The 18,377-nt window shown below is 45.2% G+C and carries 16 protein-coding genes and 2 tRNA genes; 7 read left to right on the top strand and 11 right to left on the bottom strand.

Annotation, left to right across the window (positions count from 1 at the left end; genetic code table 11):
• Positions 1–1,577 (top strand): MBL fold metallo-hydrolase (locus F6K57_RS04055; protein ID WP_293065023.1); only part of this gene is annotated, 1,577 nt, incomplete at its 5' end.
• A 79-nt stretch (positions 1,578–1,656) separates the two neighbouring features.
• Here the strand turns inward: F6K57_RS04055 and F6K57_RS04050 are convergent.
• Both F6K57_RS04050 and F6K57_RS04045 read right to left on the bottom strand, forming a co-directional pair.
• Positions 1,657–1,968 carry a DUF6679 family protein gene (locus F6K57_RS04050; RefSeq protein WP_008182036.1) on the bottom strand — a complete coding sequence of 104 codons (312 nt, stop codon included), beginning with the start codon at positions 1,966–1,968 and terminating at the stop codon, positions 1,657–1,659.
• 104 nt (positions 1,969–2,072) lie between these two features.
• Positions 2,073–2,360 (bottom strand): hypothetical protein, encoded by a 288-nt coding sequence (locus tag F6K57_RS04045; protein ID WP_293036947.1) that lies wholly within the window; start codon positions 2,358–2,360, stop codon positions 2,073–2,075.
• A 1,781-nt stretch (positions 2,361–4,141) separates the two neighbouring features.
• Between F6K57_RS04045 and F6K57_RS04040 the strand changes: the two genes are divergently transcribed.
• From F6K57_RS04040 to fba, 3 genes are all read left to right on the top strand, one after another.
• On the top strand, positions 4,142–5,011 hold the full coding sequence (locus F6K57_RS04040; RefSeq protein WP_293065020.1) for an aldose epimerase: 870 nt from the start codon (positions 4,142–4,144) through the stop codon (positions 5,009–5,011).
• 66 nt (positions 5,012–5,077) lie between these two features.
• Positions 5,078–5,149: transfer RNA gene (locus F6K57_RS04035), tRNA-Lys, on the top strand.
• A 548-nt stretch (positions 5,150–5,697) separates the two neighbouring features.
• Positions 5,698–6,777 (top strand): class II fructose-bisphosphate aldolase, encoded by a 1,080-nt coding sequence (gene fba, locus F6K57_RS04030; protein WP_070390956.1) that lies wholly within the window; start codon positions 5,698–5,700, stop codon positions 6,775–6,777.
• 136 nt (positions 6,778–6,913) lie between these two features.
• Here fba and F6K57_RS04025 read toward each other — a convergent pair whose 3' ends face one another.
• Positions 6,914–7,228: a DUF3181 family protein gene (locus tag F6K57_RS04025; RefSeq protein WP_071103773.1), complete on the bottom strand. Its 315-nt coding sequence runs from the start codon at positions 7,226–7,228 to the stop codon at positions 6,914–6,916.
• Positions 7,229–7,522: 294 nt separating this feature from the next.
• Positions 7,523–7,801, bottom strand: coding sequence for a 2TM domain-containing protein (locus F6K57_RS04020; RefSeq protein ID WP_293065016.1), 279 nt, complete (start codon positions 7,799–7,801; stop codon positions 7,523–7,525).
• Between the two features lie 92 nt (positions 7,802–7,893).
• On the opposite strand from F6K57_RS04020, the gene moaB reads away from it, so the two are divergent.
• The gene (gene moaB / locus F6K57_RS04015; RefSeq protein ID WP_364301162.1) at positions 7,894–8,415 is read left to right on the top strand and encodes a molybdenum cofactor biosynthesis protein B; all 522 of its coding nucleotides are present in this window, start codon (positions 7,894–7,896) and stop codon (positions 8,413–8,415) included.
• A 111-nt stretch (positions 8,416–8,526) separates the two neighbouring features.
• Here moaB and moaC read toward each other — a convergent pair whose 3' ends face one another.
• Positions 8,527–9,021: a cyclic pyranopterin monophosphate synthase MoaC gene (gene moaC / locus F6K57_RS04010; RefSeq protein ID WP_293020379.1), complete on the bottom strand. Its 495-nt coding sequence runs from the start codon at positions 9,019–9,021 to the stop codon at positions 8,527–8,529.
• A gap of 75 nt (positions 9,022–9,096) precedes the next feature.
• On the opposite strand from moaC, the gene F6K57_RS04005 reads away from it, so the two are divergent.
• Positions 9,097–9,170, top strand: a tRNA-Arg gene (locus tag F6K57_RS04005).
• A 9-nt stretch (positions 9,171–9,179) separates the two neighbouring features.
• Here F6K57_RS04005 and F6K57_RS04000 read toward each other — a convergent pair.
• From F6K57_RS04000 to F6K57_RS03990, 3 genes are all read right to left on the bottom strand, one after another.
• Positions 9,180–10,448 (bottom strand): MFS transporter, encoded by a 1,269-nt coding sequence (locus tag F6K57_RS04000; protein WP_293020378.1) that lies wholly within the window; start codon positions 10,446–10,448, stop codon positions 9,180–9,182.
• A gap of 547 nt (positions 10,449–10,995) precedes the next feature.
• Entirely contained in the window at positions 10,996–11,340 is a 345-nt protein-coding gene (locus F6K57_RS03995; RefSeq protein ID WP_293065011.1) for a hypothetical protein, read from the bottom strand.
• A gap of 215 nt (positions 11,341–11,555) precedes the next feature.
• Positions 11,556–12,740 (bottom strand): NAD(P)H-quinone oxidoreductase subunit H, encoded by a 1,185-nt coding sequence (locus F6K57_RS03990; RefSeq protein ID WP_293020374.1) that lies wholly within the window; start codon positions 12,738–12,740, stop codon positions 11,556–11,558.
• A gap of 294 nt (positions 12,741–13,034) precedes the next feature.
• Between F6K57_RS03990 and F6K57_RS03985 the strand changes: the two genes are divergently transcribed.
• On the top strand, positions 13,035–14,762 hold the full coding sequence (locus tag F6K57_RS03985) for a HAMP domain-containing sensor histidine kinase (protein ID WP_364301155.1): 1,728 nt from the start codon (positions 13,035–13,037) through the stop codon (positions 14,760–14,762).
• Positions 14,763–14,796: 34 nt separating this feature from the next.
• Here the strand turns inward: F6K57_RS03985 and F6K57_RS03980 are convergent, their stop codons facing one another.
• The 3 genes from F6K57_RS03980 to F6K57_RS03970 form a co-directional block, all read right to left on the bottom strand.
• The gene (locus F6K57_RS03980) at positions 14,797–16,233 is read right to left on the bottom strand and encodes a DICT sensory domain-containing protein (protein WP_293065005.1); all 1,437 of its coding nucleotides are present in this window, start codon (positions 16,231–16,233) and stop codon (positions 14,797–14,799) included.
• A 104-nt stretch (positions 16,234–16,337) separates the two neighbouring features.
• Entirely contained in the window at positions 16,338–17,858 is a 1,521-nt protein-coding gene (locus F6K57_RS03975; RefSeq protein ID WP_293065001.1) for a UDP-N-acetylmuramoyl-L-alanyl-D-glutamate--2,6-diaminopimelate ligase, read from the bottom strand.
• Positions 17,859–17,965: 107 nt separating this feature from the next.
• Positions 17,966–18,238, bottom strand: coding sequence for a glutaredoxin family protein (locus F6K57_RS03970; RefSeq protein ID WP_293064998.1), 273 nt, complete (start codon positions 18,236–18,238; stop codon positions 17,966–17,968).
• Between the last annotated feature and the right edge of the window lie 139 nt (positions 18,239–18,377).

Raw genomic sequence — 18,377 nt, 5'->3', positions numbered from 1 at the left:
TTCCTTACGGTGTTGGTCATGGTGCAGAAGGGGTTTGTTTGTTGGTGCAGATGGGGCCACACCGCATTCTCCTTGATTGTGGATTAGAAGACATTTCCCCCCTACAGATCGATGGGATACCACCAGCCGATTTAGTCCTGTGTAGCCACGCTCACTCAGACCATACTCAGGGATTGCTGGCTCTTCACCAAACTTTTCCACAATTACCAATTTACGCCAGTGAGGTAACGACTCAACTATTACTACTCAACTGGCCGGAACTGCCTCCTGAAGATATTCCCCCATTTTGTCAAGCTCTGCCGTGGGCTACCCCTGTAGAATTCTGCGAGGGACTCACTGCTCAATTGTTCCCAGCTGGACACTTGCCAGGAGCAGCAGCATTTTTACTCACTTACACCACTCACCATCGAACTTACCGACTGCTTTACACCGGTGACTTTTTCCTGTCGAACTCGCGGCTGGTGGAGGGATTATCCCTTGAATCACTCAGGGGGACACAGCCGGATGTGGTAATTGTAGAAGGCAGTTATGGCACTGCTCGACATCCCCATCGGCGGCAACAAGAAAATCAACTAGTAGAGCGTATTGAGCAGGCAATTGCTACCAATAACTCAGTTCTGTTACCAGTGCCTACCTTAGGTCTAGGTCAAGAAATCCTCATGCTCCTACGCTCTCATCACCACTTTACAGGACGCGACCTGGATATTTGGGTCAATGGAACGGTGGCTGCTGGTTGTAATGCTTACTTAGAACTGCTGTCTCACTTTCCCACCTCAGTACAAAATTTTGCCCGACATCAAGCCTTGTTTTGGGATGAGCGGGTACGTCCTCGGGTGCGGCGGTTAGATCCCCAGCAGCGAGATGCTATCGGTAAATCTCCCTGTATTATCCTCACTGACTTAAACATGGATTGGAGGGAGTACTGGCAGCAAGAGAACCCTTCTTGGGTTGTCCTGCAACCGGAACATCTTAAATCGTTGGATCCAATGGATGACTACGGATGGCTTAAGGTTGAAACTTATCTGCTGGCTCAACATGGGGATTGTCTGGGCACCACCCAGTTGATTCATAATCTTCGACCTCAACATGTGATTTTTGTTCACGGCTCCCCTACCTACCTAGGTGATCTTGCTGGTTTGGAAGAGTTACAAAATCGATATCACCTCCATACGCCAGCAGCAGGAACACTCGTAGAACTTCCCATTGGTGATACCTTTATCAGACCAGCTCTACCAACGGAAACGAACTATGAAGGAGAGTTGAATGAATTAGATACACTTGTCTATATCACTCTTTCAAGGGCGATCGCAACGGATCCTCGTTGGCAAAATTTCGCTGATACTGGTTTAGTAGAAGCCCGCTGGCAAGGAGAAGAACTGGTCTTGCGGGGATTGTCACAACGAGAACTACTCAAACAAGGGGGTAAAGCCAAGATACCAATTAATATCGAGTGTTGTGGTAATTGTCTATACCAAAGAGGCCAGCGCTGCTGGAATCCAGCCTCAGCTCTCTATGGTTTTAAAGTAACACTGGAGGGGTACTGTCCAGTTTTTGAACGGATAGAACCCCTTGAGTAACGAATAGTTAAGGGCAAATTGCTAGCTAGTTGTGAGTTATCAATTTGCCCTTAACAGTTGTCCATTAACAATGAACAATCTAGTCCTGATTTAAGTCTTGGGAGCGGGGGTGAATTTGTTCAGCCTCCGGACAATCATCAGAGACTATCGGATCAACATTACCTCGGAAAACAGAAGCTAGCTTGTGACTCACAGAGCCTATGCTTTCCAAGCGGACCATTTCTTCCCAGGAACTGATCTCATCCTCTTCGTCTGTTTCATAACGAATTGTGACTAAATCTCCCTCGATATCAACAATGCGGGCGTGTTCAATCCAACGTTGCTGATCCCGCAAGAAAACGCAGACCTCACGACCATCGCAGCAGAGTTGATAAATCTTGCGGTGTAGCATATTCGGCTTCTCCTGTTGCAGATAACTCTTCGTTTTACTGGTGAAGTAAGCGGTTGCTTGAACTCTCCCCGGTTTAAAAACACGGGGATTCTAAGCTGATGTTGCTACGCGGCTTGAAACCGCGCTTGGCGCGCTTTCCAATGGCGAATAAGATTCGCCTTGGGTCGCGCCTCTTCGCAACGCTTACGATATGACCTGGATAGAGACTCCAATCCATATCGTTGCGGCACGTTCAAAGATGCCCTACTGACCTTGGCTAGGTTGATTTCTAGCTGTGTCGCTACTTTTAGTAACGGGATAAATCCCGATACGCTCCACGCCCACCCTGGCGAGCAATCCCTCGCCAGGGTGGCTAACTCTCGCTCGTGGCTTTTCTGTTTCTTTAGAAACAACTTTCTTTTGACATACTTCCCACGAATATAATTGGCGGGATTCTCTCCATCATTGTGATGATGAGATACAATGGAAGGTTATAATAAACCTGAACCACCAGAGTAGGAATACTCCAGATCCTTTGTTTGTTGGCTCTGGCGACTAAAATACCATTTACTTGAGTAGTCGAGCCGCCATCAGCAGCAAAAATAAATTCCAAGAATTTAAAGGATTAGCAATAATTGTAGCTCACTCCTCGTATCCCCAGCCCTAAAGGGTAGGGGTTGGCTTGAAATCATTTTTGGTTAACTTAACATGGAATCAAGCGGGTTTGTCTATTCCTTGTTAAAGATTAAAATAGCTTAATAGTCTTTTATGTTCATTGCTTGAGAGTAAGGCATGCATTAGAAGCGAGCTTGAGTTTGAGTTGATCAACGCTGCTCATGTCATTGATTACTTTTTTTATACATTGTTTTTATGCATTGTCTTGATGCAGAACGCGAGTTGGGGAAACCCCCTCAGGTCGGCGCTACATCCCTTAATTCACTAACCTACAGAGCCCTAACCCATTTCTCCTGCTTGCCAGCAATGGTGCTGTAGTCTTTAAGAGATGGTTTTTGGGGGTATGGTTACTCTATAGTTATTTGTAAACTTAGATTCCACTAGCATTCCTATCCAGAGAATGGAGTAAGAATTTCAAAAATACCCCAAGTTGAAACATAGGGGATTATGAGCGGATGTTGCTCAAGCGGTTAAAAACCGGCTACTAGCAACGTTCACAGTAGGATTTGACTCATACTGCTGTGGTGGTTTAAACACACTAGAAACGACCTCAGCTCAAAAAGAGCTGTGCCGTTACCTTTAGTCTTGTTACCTGTTAGGTTTCTCACCGACTTGGCTATTTATAGGATACAACAGGATAAATCCTACTGCTTATTAACATCGGCCTGGATAAAGCCTTCTGATCCAAGAAGCCAACATTTTGGTAGGTGTCTAGAGGTTTGAAATACCAATCATTGTGACATAGTGACAGATCCTAAACTTATTCTTTAGAATTAGTTTAGGCTTGGCCTTTGGCCACGCTCCGCGAACGCAACCAATCCGGCTATTGCTTAGGAGGCGCTGGGCTTTAAGAACGGACTGCCGAGAGACGAAACCTTAGATAGGGTCGCCTTTATGGTTAGTCGGCTATGCATAAAAGGGTTAAAACTTTTTGATTAAGGCGACCCTATCTTACGGTAACTTCAAACCCTGCCGCTCTGTTTTCTTGGTCTTTTTTTTAAGACTGTTGTGCTGACTTGCCCAGCATTTAAGGCCGTAGGCCACGCTACGCGAACGGCTTTGTTTATCAGTACATATATTATAGCAATTCCATGCATAACCTGTGCAAAATGCATCCCACACTCATAGCGAAGCACTGAGATGTGGGGCTTGTTTTGCTGTAAGCAAACAAACCAGCATTCTCGGCTTTGCTTGCTAGTAAATAGAATATAACATTTTTAAAAAGACCCTGTGCAAAATTCATCCCACAAGAAAGCGCGAACGCGCACCCGTGGCCATTCCCGTAGCTTGGCCCCCATAGGGTGCCAAGGGTCGCCGATTTGGGGATTCTTTTGCCGAAAGCTAATCCCTGTACGTGCTTGGCACTAAGCATGAATTTTGAAAAAAAAACTGCCAATCTGCCAACCTGCCATCGGTCGCAGTCAGAGTCACTCAAAAATAGGCTCTTGCTGTGACCAAAAGTGCTTAGGCACTCAATAGACTGATCAATCTGATTTTAAATCGTAAGGGAGAAAAGCCAGTGTTTGAGATCGTACGCAGTCAAGACCAATACGAAACTTACATTCTCACTGACCACAATGCCCAGTCTCGATTAGAAGTGGTTCCTGAACGGGGTGGCATTGTCACTCGGTGGAATATCCAAGGTCAGGAGATTTTTTATCTTGATGCTGAACGTTTTAAAGATCCCAATCTGAGTGTACGGGGTGGCATTCCCATCCTCTTCCCCATCTGTGGAAACTTAGTTAATGATACTTATACATACCTTGGCCAAGACTATACTCTAAAACAACACGGCTTTGCCCGTAATTTGCCTTGGGAGGTGACTGATAGTGCAACGAGTGACATGGCAGTGTTGACTCTCACCCTCAAGAGTAATGATCAAACTCGCTCTGTCTATCCCTTTGACTTCGAAGTTACCTTTACCTATCGATTAAAGGGCAACACCCTAGACATTGATCAGCGCTATACTAATCATTCCGCTGAACCGATGCCCTTTTCCACAGGTTTCCATCCCTACTTCTTGACGTCTGACAAAACTAAACTCGAGTTTGATATTCCTGCATCGGAGTATCAGGAGAAGCAAACTCAAGCAGTACATCCTTTCACTGGCAATTTTGATTTTAGCTGTGATGAAATTGATGTAGCGTTTGGGCAACTTAGTGATAAGAGTGCCAGTGTTACTGATCCCGAAAGGGGATTAGCGATCGCATTGACCTACACTGATGTTTTCTCGACGTTGGTCTTTTGGACAGTTCAAGGCAAGGACTTTTATTGCCTTGAACCTTGGAGTGCTCCCCGTAACGCTCTTAACACTGGGGAAAATTTAACTCACTTAGCTCCCGGAGAGAGTAGTGAGGCATCGGTGAGGCTAACGGCGAAATTTTTCTAAATTTCCCTAGACATTTCCTTATCAATGTGATATTCTTAGTAAAGGTATGTTTCAAAAAAGCTTACCGGGTCGCTAACTCAATGGTAGAGTACTCGGCTTTTAACCGATTAGTTCCGGGTTCGAGTCCCGGGCGACCCATTTTTAGCTAACTGTTAGTTAGCCGCATATGTCTATTGATACAAATTATAGGTATGAGGCTAATGGTATGAGGCACTAGGTAGGTGTTAGGTACTAGGTAGGTATTAGGTACTAGGTACAAGATGGGCAGTTGACCGCCTCTGTGCTTTAAGAGGGATACTTCCTGGGCTTGTCAGAACCCGCACTCGCCAACGAACCTTAAATTCTTGATCCCATCAGAAAGCTTAGGAGCTCTTCTCAAAACTCTTAGCAAAACTACCTATACTTTACTGTTTATCCAGATTTTTACCAGGGGGACTTGGGGAGTATTTTCTAGATTTGGTAATTTTTGTCAAGTTTTATAGACTCAGCTTTGTCTAGATGATCTGATCAAGAAATTTGAATAAAAGCTGCAAAATATCTTAAGATTATCTAAAGAATTAACCTTGTCTAGAAGCAACTAGATTGACATGTCTGGACTGGCGATTCTGTTCACGAGTCACTAGGGAGTGTCAGACGTGAGGCTTCTCGCCGGAATAGCTAACAAACAAAGTTAGGAGGAATATAATATGGCACTTGTACCCATGCGGCTACTGTTGGATCACGCAGCTGAGAACGGCTACGGGATTCCAGCATACAACGTTAACAACATGGAACAAATCCTGTCTATCATGCAGGCTGCTGAAGAAGCGGATAGTCCGGTAATCTTACAAGCTTCTCGTGGTGCCCGCAAATATGCAGGTGAGAACTTCCTCCGCCATCTGGTCACAGCAGCGGTGGAATCCTACCCTCATATTCCCATTGCCATGCACCAAGACCATGGCAATAGCCCAGCCACCTGCTATTCGGCAATTCGTAACGGCTTCACCAGTGTGATGATGGATGGCTCCTTGGAAGCTGATGCTAAGACTCCAGCCAGCTTCGATTACAACGTCAGTGTTACTGCCGAAGTAGTAAAAGTTGCCCATGCTATCGGTGTTAGTGTTGAAGGGGAACTGGGTTGCCTAGGTTCACTGGAAACCGGTAAAGGTGACAAAGAAGATGGTCACGGATTTGAAGGAACTCTGAGTCGCGACCAACTATTGACCGACCCCGACGAAGCAGTTGAATTTGTTGAGCGCACCCAAGTTGATGCTCTAGCTGTAGCTATTGGTACTAGCCACGGTGCTTACAAGTTCACCCGCAAGCCGACTGGAGAAATTCTTGCCATTAGTCGCATTGAAGAAATTCATAAGCGTTTGCCTAACACTCACTTGGTGATGCACGGTTCTTCCTCTGTGCCTCAAGAGTGGCTTGACATGATCAACCAGTACGGTGGTTCTATTCCTGAAACCTATGGTGTACCCCTTGAAGAAATTCAAAAGGGTATTAAGAGCGGTGTTCGTAAGGTTAACATTGACACCGACAACCGCTTGGCTATCACTGCTGCTATCCGGGAAGCTGCTGCCAAAGATCCTTCTAACTTTGACCCCCGTCACTTCCTCAAGCCTTCTATCAAGTATATGAAGCAGGTTTGCTTGAAGCGTTACGAAGCCTTTGGTACTGCTGGTAATGCTAGCAAGATCAAGCAAGCGACTATCGATGTTTTTGCAACTAAGTATGCCAACGGTGAGTTAAGTGCTGTGGCGAAAAAGGCTGTAACTGCCTAGTTTCTAACGCTTCACAGGAAAACCTTTGCTGTTTTGGTGAACCAAAAACAAGCAGAATTATTTGGGTAGCTGTTAAAGTTACCCAATTTTTTGTTATTAGTGATTAGTTATTAGAAAATTTGCTATTTTAAGACACCTACAGCTGTCTTTGATACTCTTCGAGAATATCGATTAGATCCATCTGACACTGCATGGGTAGCAAATCTGCTAGGGGAACTTGCCGTTTACCACCACCTAGCTTGACCTGAATGCTTTGCAGGATTGGCATCATCTGGTCTTCTGTGATTGTATTAGTGTTATCGATTAGTAGGGGATAAAATTGTTCAGCCAAAGTGGTATGTAGATGGGCATCCCTAAGGTAGAGATGCCATTTGGCTACATCAATATATACCTTGTCGCCAATTTCAGCAGCGAGAGTTTCAATTGCTTCTGTAGAAGTTGGATTAGCCATGGTAATTAGCTGTTTCTAATTAATTACATGTTGGGATATCTAAGGAAGGTTTAAAGTTAAAGGTTTAAAGTTGAAGGTTTAGAATTGAAGGTTTAGAATTGAAGGTTTTCCTCAAAAAAGTTTGCTCATCACCTTGTATTAAAAGACCGGAGTTTATTTGCTGGCTTTCTGTTAACCGTCAACAGTTAACCGTCAACAGTTAACCGTCAACAGTTAACCGTCAACAGTTAACCGTCAACAGTTAAGCGCCAACAGTCAAGAAAAAATCAATTACTACAATTATCTTGGGTGATTTCATCCTTGAGGGGATTCGGTTGGAGGTTCTTGAGTAGGCAGGGGGGTATAGTTTGCGATCGCAAATATATAAACCCCATGCCCTACTAAAATCAATCCCCACAGACAAGTAAACCAGTATGCCCAAGTCCATTGAGCATACTGTATAGTTTTGAAGAACCACACTCCGGAATTACAAGCAGCAAAAATTGCCACATGTACAGCAAAGTTCATGCGGTCATCTAGACGACGGTAGGCTGGATCACGTCGGTCAGGTTTACGAGGCCAACGAGGAGGCATAGATATTTGTCAGTTTTTAGTTGTGTAACGGCTTGGTCTGATACCAACCCTAGTCAGTTAATTTAATTTTAGAACCTAATGTTGGATTGAAGATGATCCGAACCAAACAGTTTGTTCCCTTAAATATTGCAGTCATGACGGTGTCCGATTCCCGTACCGAAGCCACGGATAAGTCGGGTAAGCTGCTGGTTGAGAGTTTAACCCAGGCGGGGCATCACTTAGCGGAAAAGGTTATTGTTCCAGACAACATCTACAAAATCCGTGAGGTGGTTTCCCGATGGATTGCTGATGAATCGGTACAGGTAGTGTTGACTACAGGAGGAACTGGTGTTACAGGTCGAGATGGTACACCAGAAGCGATTCAACCCCTGCTGGATAAGGAAATCCAGGGCTTTGGTGAAATTTTCCGCATGATTTCCTACCAAGAGATTAAGACTTCTACTATCCAATCTCGTGCCCTGGCTGGTGTGGCTAACGGAACATACATCTTTTGTCTGCCAGGATCTTCTGGAGCTTGTCGGACAGGTTGGGAGCAGATTATCAAAGAGCAACTCGATTTGGGCAATTCCCCCTGTAATCTCGTGGAACTGATGCCACGTTTGCGAGAAACCTAATCTTAGCCATAGATTTCCTGTTGAAAGGGTAATGGTTAACTGAGTGCTGAGCGTGCTGAGTGCGGAGAGTGCTAAGTGCTGATCCAACTTAACTTGAGATCATTCCTTAACTTAGCAATCGCCTGATATTTGGTAATCCCCGGATTTACCTCCGGTCTTACTCAACAGGCGAATCGATTCAATCGCGATAGACTTTTCCAACGCTTTGGCCATATCGTAAAGGGTCAAAGCCGCAACAGAAACTGCTGTTAGTGCTTCCATTTCGACACCAGTTTCAGCTTTAGTAGTCACAGATGCCTGAATCTGGTATCCCGGTAGTTGGGGGTCAGGTTCGACTTGAACTTCGATCTTGTGTAGGGGCAAGGGATGACACAGAGGAATCAGTTGGGAAGTTTGCTTTGCTGCGATAATCCCAGCCAGCCTAGCGGTTCCTAAGACATCACCCTTGGGGGCATTACCAGCTTGGATGGTGTTGAAGGTTGTGGTTTTCATCCGTACCTGAGCAGCGGCTACTGCCTGACGTTTGGTAAGCTCTTTGCCAGAAACATCGACCATCTGAGCTTGACCTTGACTATCGAGATGGGATAGCGAGCGATTGATTTCCACAAGAGTATTGCAAAATTTTTGATCTATGTGTTATGATAAGTAACTGTTGAGCCACAGAAAAGTGGCAGCAGTTAAGGGCTTGTAGCTCAGTGGACTAGAGCACGTGGCTACGGACCACGGTGTCGGGGGTTCGAATCCCTCCTAGCCCGTTTACTAAGCTAAGGCATTCTAGTGTCTATAGCATATAAATCCCGTTCACGACCGATGGAGAATCTGAGGGAACGGGATAAATTTTTGTTGGACTGGGTCATAAAGATAATCAGTGCCAAAAATGCTATACCAGCACTACAGGAGAAAATTCCTCGATATCCTAACAGGTCGGCGACATAACCAAAGATCGGCCCAGCTAGGCCAATCCCTAAATCAAACCCACTAATGCAGACAGCGAATACCTGACCCCGTTCGTCAGCAGAGGAGCGGTCAGCCATCAAAGCAGTCATCATCGGTATGAATAATCCAGTGCCAGCTCCTTCTAATAAACCAGCTAGTAAAAATCCAACTTCCGTATCAGCCTGGGAAATCATCAACATTGAGATGATATAGCAAACCACACTAACGGTGATAAAAAGTCCTCGTCCATACCGATCAGATGCCTGACCAGTTAATGCACGAATCACGAAACTAGCGATCGCAGCAGCTGTGAAAAACAATCCTGGATTGAGATTAATACCAGTCTCTCGAATAAACAGAGAGACAAAGCTAACTTTTGTTCCAAATACTATACCGAACAACAGCATTACCAAAGCTGGAATTCCAAGAGCAGGGCTGGTTAACAACTGCCATAGTTTGACCAATAGCTGCCAAATCGAGTTTAACCAAGATTTTGATTGTTCCTGCTCAGGTCTAGCAGACCTAATTGGTTCACGAATCTGACTCCCTAACAGCACACCCAGCCCACCTAGAGCCGCAGACACTAAGAATAAAACAGTGTAGCTAACCTCTTGTTGTAGAAAACCCCCCAGCGCTGGTCCGAGACCTAAACCAATCGATGTTGCCAAACTCATGTAACCAATTAACTCACCCCGCTTCTCAACAGGGGACAAATCGGTGACTAGAGCCAAATAACCGATGGTAAAGGCTGCAATACTGATGCCATGAAACATTCGCACCAGCATCAACAGGCTAATCGACTGGGTAAATAGATAGCCCAAAGGCGCTAGAGCTACAGCGCTAGTACCAATAATTACTACCAGCTTGCGACCGCGCAGGTCTGCCATACGCCCCAGTGGGTTTCTAAACAGCAACAGACCAATGGCAAAGCAACCCATTACTAGCCCCACCTGTTGCTTGGTTCCACCCACGTCTTGAATATATTGCGGCAGGGTTGGCAACAAAGACGATAGGCTTGACCAAAATAGTAGACCAACAGTAAATAAAATCAGCAAACTTTGACGTTGCTGCCCTTCCAGGGTCTGAAAAACTTTCACGCGCTCTATAATCCTGACCAAACTGGCACTTGAGATAGTTAGATCACATCCGATTGAATAATCATCATAGTCCTTATGGGGTAATCAGTATTTGCCCTTTGGCTGATGGGTAATTGTCAATTACCCATCAGCCAAAGGGCTAACATCCAACAATCCAGGAACTATTTGGGAAGTGATTAACCGGACTTAATATTACTTCTCTAGTTTACTCTTCTTAACATTTTGCCCAGAGGCTTAGACAGGGTGATGGGGTGATCGGCGTTGGGGGAAGAATATTACAACCGGTTTTTGTTCACAAATTAATTAGGATTGCGATGCTCTGAAAGAGCCGCTACGCGAACGCAGCAATAACTAAGCTCAAGCTTGGCTACTGGTAGCGCATAATGTAGCGCTCAGTATTATCAGAAAAGTATTCCCGAAAGCGTTTTTAGAAGGGATAGCGGTCTTGCTGTGATTAACTTTACAGGTTTTACTTTATCAAAGATAATTTTGACGGAGCCTGTGGCTTACGGGAAACGTCACCATTTTGACTATTTTATTTAACAGTTCACGAGCCTCTAATAATCGATTTTATAGCCCAGTCTTTAGTATTCTCAAGGTAAGTCACCAGCATTTTCCATTCTCTAGCTTCTTTTGTCAAATCCTTAACATTGCTCAGGTAGACTAGAGTAATGCGGCGCTCTTCGTTATCAGAACAAAGCTCTAAAATCGTTTTGTATAGCTTTTGCCAATGGTCTAACCAGTTATCTTCAGTGGGATCAAAAATTGCCTCGAACAAATTACTCCATAATAACTCAATAGTTTTAATAGTTTTGAGATTTTCCTCGGTAGGCTTATCCCAGCCTACATGGCGCTGACGTAATACTTTAATAGGTGGGGGATTTTCACTCATAGACAGCCAATTTACTCTTCATCTTTGGAGCTACATTCCTAGAATTCCCTAAATGCTGTCTTAACGTCACAGTTTTACAAAACGTGCGCTTGCCGTTGGTGCGCCTCCACGGGAATTTAATAATTAGATGCGGAAAGCGCACCTAATATCAAAAATTCCTCCCACTTTAGCAAAGAATAGGAGGAATACCTTAGCTTCTTTTGCCGGAAGCTAATTTAACGGTCTACTGACCCCATAATGATGTCAATACTACCGAGAATCGCCATAATATCGGCAACTTTGACTCCTGTGAGGATATGGGGCAGAATCTGTAAGTTATTGAAATCGGGTGCACGAATCTTCCAACGCCAAGGAAAGACATTATCATCACCAATAATGAAAATTCCTAGTTCTCCTTTACCAGACTCAAGACGGACATAGTGTTCGCCCTTGGGAATCTTGAAGGTAGGGGCAATTTTCTTGCCCATGAACTGATAATCGAAGTCGTTCCACTGGGATTTGCGACCCTCTGCCATCCTCTTGGCTTCTAGGTTTTCGTAAGGACCACCAGGAAGTCCTTTTAAGGCTTGACGGATAATCTTAACTGACTCCCGCATTTCCCTAATCCGCACCACATACCGGGCAAAACAATCACCCCCGGTTTCCCAGTGTACTTCCCAATCGAAGTCGTCATAGCATTCGTAGTGGTCAACTTTGCGTAAGTCCCACTTGACTCCAGAACCTCGTAGCATTGGGCCAGAAAGTCCCCAGTTAATGGCTTCATCCCGACTAATGGTACCGATACCTTCAACTCGACGGCGGAAGATAGGGTTGTTGGTGATTAACCGTTCGTACTCATCAACTTTAGGGTCAAAGTAGTCACAGAAGTCTTCGCACTTATCTATCCATCCATAGGGTAGGTCAACCGCAACTCCACCAATACGGAAGTAGTTGTTGTTAATTAACCGTTGTCCAGTGGCAGCTTCCCATAGGTCATAAATCATCTCCCGTTCCCGGAAGATATAGAAGAATGGGGTTTGGGCACCCACATCTGCTAGGAATGGTCCAAGCCACAGCAGGTGATTGGCAATCCGATTCAACTCCAGCATGATCACGCGGATGTAGCTGGCACGTTTGGGTACCGGAATATCTGCTAATTTCTCTGGGGCATTGACTGTAATTGCCTCGTTGAACATCCCTGCTGCATAGTCCCATCGGCTCACATAAGGGACATACATGATGTTAGTGCGATTCTCGGCAATTTTCTCCATGCCTCGATGCAGGTAGCCAATTACCGGCTCACAATCTATCACATCCTCCCCATCCAGGGTGACAATTAAGCGGAGAACGCCGTGCATGGAGGGATGGTGGGGACCCATGTTGATCACCATGGGTTCGGTTCTGGTCTCGATCTTTGCCATATTTTGATTAATTGCCCCAACTTTTAGCTGCTAGCTGTTAGCCGCTAGCTATTAGCTTACCAAAACAGAGGCAGGAAGGTAGTCTATCTTGTTTGCCAGAAAAATTTGATATTCTTGATTAAAACTGTTAATTCCTGTTTAAGCTCCTTCTTGCCAATGCCTAGGTTAACGGGAATTGCTACGTAGAAGTTCGGTTCTACGATCCTTAAACTATCAGCAATCACATTACCATCTTTATCAAAGGAGTTGATAGTTTGAATTACTGCACTAGCTGTGCATCGGGGGTGGATTGTGGTGCCAAGGTGGTTATTACCAAGTATAAGTCAAATTTTATCCCAACAGGAATTAATTGAAAGCGATGACAAGGTTGCTGTTTCAGTAGAGCAAGCCACTGTGATTGACACTTGTTCAGTAGGTGCTAGTAGTCACAGGACAAGAGAAGGTGTTAGCCCTAAGCATAGGGCAGCAGCAGCTAAAGCTCAACGGGAATGGCAAAGTGCGATCGCTACCTTGGAACAGTTGCTGTTGCCAGGGGTTTCAGGCAACCGATCAACAAGCCATAATCCCGAACACTCGTCGAAGCAAGGATTAATTCTAGCTGGTCCTGCTCCAGTCTTAAGTGATCCAGAGCTACTGGCAAGTTTCGAGACTGGGATTTTTACGAACAACGCTTTGAATGCTTGGGCTTTTATGCCCTTCCAGCTACCTCCGGCTCAACCTGAGACTACTCCATTGGTAGAAAATACGACCTACAGGTTACCCCTGTTTCCAGGAGACCCCTTAGCTAACGAGCAGTTTTGTTTAGTTTTTACCAAAGACTTTAGCTTAGTCATGGTCTCTGGGGAAGACCACTTTGGCATTCCAGGCTTTCAATTCTCCTTTGACCCAGAAGATATCCAACGTGTTTGGACATCACTGCACCGTAGACTATTACTGAGCAGTTCTCATCATCTGAGGCAGTTGGAAGCTTTAATCGAAAAATTTGTGCCAAAGCCCCCCGATTACCGCATTGTAATGAACTTTGCTCGTGGGCTTCTGAAGAATTTACCAGAACTGCCTTCAGTAGCACTGAGCCATACTATACCGGTTACAATATCCGAGTCAACAATGGTTCAGCCAAGACAACCTCAGCATCAGAGGGATACGGTCAAAACTGGTAGTCACTCACAAAATGGGTCTTCTAGTACACCCTTTGCCAAGAAACAGAAAGGAAGCGAGCCTAACTGGCAACGATTGGTGAAAAATGAAGCGCGAGGCTTTCCTAGAATCTCTGCTGTTCACCCAAAAGAAAATTCTGAAGCTACACCTGACCTTGAGTTGCTCCGAGCTCTGACCCATGAAATTCGGACACCCCTAACTACAATTCACACCCTGACTAAACTACTGCTTAGACGTCGTGACTTGCCTCCAGAAGTCATGCGGCGTATAGAAATTATTGACCATGAGTGTAGCGAACAAATCAACCGCATGGAGTTGATTTTCCGGGCAGTAGAATTAGAAACCACAGCAGCCAAGCAAACCCCTGTTAGCCTGACCTGTATATCTCTGGCTCGGGTTTTTCACAACAGCATCCCCCGCTGGCAAAAACAAGCACAGCGGCGTAATTTAACCCTAGATGTAGTCTTACCGCAACAGTTGCCAACAGTGGTCAGCCATCCCGCCTTGTTAGATCAGGTACTAACTGGCTTGATGGAAAATTTCACCCGGTCTATTCCAACAGGGGGTCATATCCAGTTACAGGTTACACCTGCTGGAAACCAGCTGAAGTTACAATTCCAGTCTCAGATTAATCGGGAAACAATTGCTGACAACCATTGCCCGACATTGAAGTCCCTTGGTCAGCTGCTGACTTTCCAGCCAGAAACCGGTAGTATCAGTTTGAATTTGAATGTGACCAAAAATCTATTCCAGGCGTTGGGCGGTAAACTAATTGTTAAGCAACGACCCCAACAGGGTGAGGTGATGACAGTATTTTTACCGTTAGCTGACCTGGCTAAGACACCCCTCCCTGGGATTGGTTGACCATTACCTCAACGATTTTTTAGGTTTCAGATTTTTACGTTTGAGAGGCAATTGGTAGCAAGACTTTAAATTGGGAGCCTTGCCCAAATCGACTAACTACTGAAATCTTACCACCGCCCCGTTGTAATAACTGTTGCACAATGGTTAAACCTATCCCTGCACCAAGGTCTTCCCTAGGTGTTGACCTACCCCGATAAAAACTGTCAAAAATCTTAGGTATGTCACTTTCAGCAATGCCAATACCTGTATCACTAAATATTAGCTGAACATACTTGCCCTTACGAGTTGCCTGTACTCTAACCTTACCGCCAGCGGGAGTAAACTTTAAACTGTTGTGCAATAGATTAATCACGATATGCCTCAAGCCAACCTCTGAAAACAAGACTGAGGGGAGATTGGCAGGAATGGTGTAGCCGAGCTGGATGCCTTTTTCTTGGGCAAGGGGTTGATAGGTGCTGACAATACCAGGAACAATCTCTGCTAGCTGCAACGGCCAAGTTTGATCAGTTTGGGGGTCACCCTCTAGCTGAACCAGTTCTAGTAATCCAGCCACTAAGGAATTTAAGCGATCGCATTCTTTATAAAGAAGCCCAATATAGCGTTGGCGTTGGGCGAGCTTCATGTGTGAGGCATCCAGCAGCTTCAGGGCAGTTTTCATGTTCGTTATCGGTGTTCGTAATTCCTGAGCCACTCGCTGAAGTATCTCATTACTCATATAAGGCTCGACCCTTGATAAGGAATTCTTCCCTACCACAACCGGATCAGTAACCCCTGGCAGGGATGGGGGAGATGGGTTAGTCTCCCCGATTGGCTGTGTTGCCAGGGTATCCTGAACAATTTCTTCTGTACGTTGTACTTGTTTAACCAACAACTGGGTTAGTAGTGTATGATTATAGCTTTGAGGGGCAGGTAAAAGGGTTTCCCAATGGCTGCGTTGCTTTGCTGTAGTGGTTCCAATAACTTTGCTTAACCCCTCTAAGAACTGCCGAATTACTGATTGCTCAAGGGTAAAAACAGCTAATAATGTTTGACTGAGTTCACTATCAGCTAAATTTTCTGATTCCGATAGCTCAGGCTGGCAAGCCACAATTAAACTACTATAGTTCTTACAGAGAATAAGTAAGAAATACTCTTGTTTTATTTGAGTTTCAGTCTCCAATGGTAGGGAAAACAGTTGAGAATCTCTGTTCAGGTTAACTACCTCTTCCGAGTTATCTCCTAAACAGTGGCACAGATAAATTTTTTTTGGTACATCAACTTGTTGTTGATACCGTTGTATTTCTCTGTGCCAGCCCTCACCCTGTGGCTTGACCCAAATTGTGGCTGAGATGTTTTGCTCAATTAGCAGGTCAAAGGTTGCTCTGACTAGGGATTTCAGGGTGACAGGAGTGATTGTTAGAGACTCGGGAGAGGCAAGAGTTTCTAAAACCAGCTGGTAGAGAGACAATTCTCGATTAGGTGGCAGGTTCATTTATGGTTAGAGGTGGTTTCCTTAAAGGTGGTTTGGTTAAAGCTTAAACGTTGACCTTCCATGTGATAATCTACAACCTGCCCGCTGAAATAGCTGTCAATTTGCTAACCTATAACCTGTAGCCTACTCATCAAAGCATCTCGGGCTTGCTCTCGGTCATCGAAGTGGATTTTTTCAGTACCCAGAATTTGATAATCTTCGTGACCCTTACCAGCAATTAAGACTCCGTCCCCTGGTTTGGCTTGCAAGATGGCAGTCCGAATGGCGGTAGCGCGATCGCAAATTACCATTGGTTCCACTGATTTAGGAATCCCCTCTAAAACATCATCTAAGATGCTTTCTGGGTCTTCGGTGCGAGGGTTATCCGAGGTTACTACAGCAACATCAGCTAACTGAGCCGCTATTTTCCCCATCTTAGGACGCTTGGTGCGATCGCGATCACCACCACAGCCAAATACACAAATCATCTTGCCTTCAATAAAGGGTCGTGATGCCCTGAGTAAGTTTTCTAAACTATCTGGGGTGTGGGCATAATCGACAATTACACTAATATCCTGTTCCGCTTGAATTTGCACCCGTTCCATCCGCCCTGGCACTCCTGGAAATTGAGCCAAGGCTGCTGCTACTGATTCTAAATCCAAACCCAGCTCTAAAACTGTTCCTACTGCTGCGAGCAAGTTAGACAGATTGTATTGACCCACTAGGGGCGAATTGAAGCTAACCTCTCCTACGGGAGTATGCATAATTCCTCTAACCCCTGTTGGATCGTAGCTTAAGTCCCTCGAAAAAAAGTCAGCCGATGGGTTTTGGATACTATAGCTCCAGACTTGCTCAGTTGGTAACTGTTGGATTAACCGCTCTCCATAGGAGTCATCAGCATTAATAATTGCCCTGCCTTTGAGATAGTCGGAACTAAACAGCTTAGCTTTAGCGCTGAAGTAATCATCCATGTTCTGGTGGTAGTCCAAATGGTCTTGGGTGAGATTGGTAAACACCGCCACCTCAAACGGACAGCCCTGGATTCGACCTTGGGCTAAGGCGTGTGAACTAACTTCCATCACTGCCATTTGCGCACCTGCTTTGACCGCTAACTGGAGCTGTTGTTGCAATTCAACAGCAAATGGTGTAGTGTAGCTTGCTGTTTGCTCAAAACCTGGCCAACGGGCATAGAGGGTACCCAAAAGTGCTGTGGGGATAGGACTAGAGCTACGAGCGAGCAGAAATTCAATCAGATGGGTAGTGGTAGTTTTGCCATTGGTACCAGTGACTCCAATCAGTCTTAGCTGCTGTGCTGGGTAGTCGTAGAAGGCTGCTGCAGTTTGAGCAGACACGGTGGTCATGTCATCGGCGGCAATTACACAAACTCCTGTTTCTGGTGAAAGTTCCTTGGGGGGGTGTTTGGCAGCCGCTTGGGGAGAAATTATCGCTGCCACTGCCCCAGATGCGATCGCACTTTCCCAGAACTCTCCACCATCTACCCTAGTGCCTGGCATCCCGATGAATAAATCCCCCGGTTGGCAGGCGTGGGAATTGGTACAGATGCCTGTAACGACCAAATCAAGACCCTCGGAGCTAGGCATTTTCACACTATTGGCAATTTTGGCTAATAATTCCCTTAGCTTCATATTTATCGCACCAAACGACACTATAAGATCTACCGAATCATCACAGCCACCAGTCAACTGTCAACCATCAAACCGTCAACCGTCAAACCGTCAACCTGATGTATCGCCTATTTTGACTCACAAAAAGTGAAATATTTCCGTAACATTCGCTGCAATTGTTCAACGCTAGCACGAGGAGAGGGGCGAGGCAGGAGCTTTTCCTGACTACAGTGGTTGATACATAGTACTGGCACCTCATACTGATAGGATTGGAACCAATCCTCTCGACTCGTAATGTCTCGAACCTCTAGCTTAAAGTTTAAGCCTTCAATCATCTCTAGCTTTTCAAGTAATCCCTCACAAAGATGGCAACCGGGTTTACTGTAAAGAATTAATTCCATCAGGCAAGTTAGTTGAAAATTGTTAATTTAGACGATAGTTTAATAAAGTTAAGAGCAGCTTCGGCAAACATACCTGAAGAAACGCTAAAATGCTGGACAGCTACATTCGCCTTCATGGTACGTCCATTTGAACCAGCCC

Origin of the sequence: Moorena sp. SIO4A5 (genome assembly GCF_010672005.1) — a bacterium.
Taxonomy (GTDB): domain Bacteria; phylum Cyanobacteriota; class Cyanobacteriia; order Cyanobacteriales; family Coleofasciculaceae; genus Moorena.
This window is presented reverse-complemented; position numbering and strand designations above follow the sequence as displayed.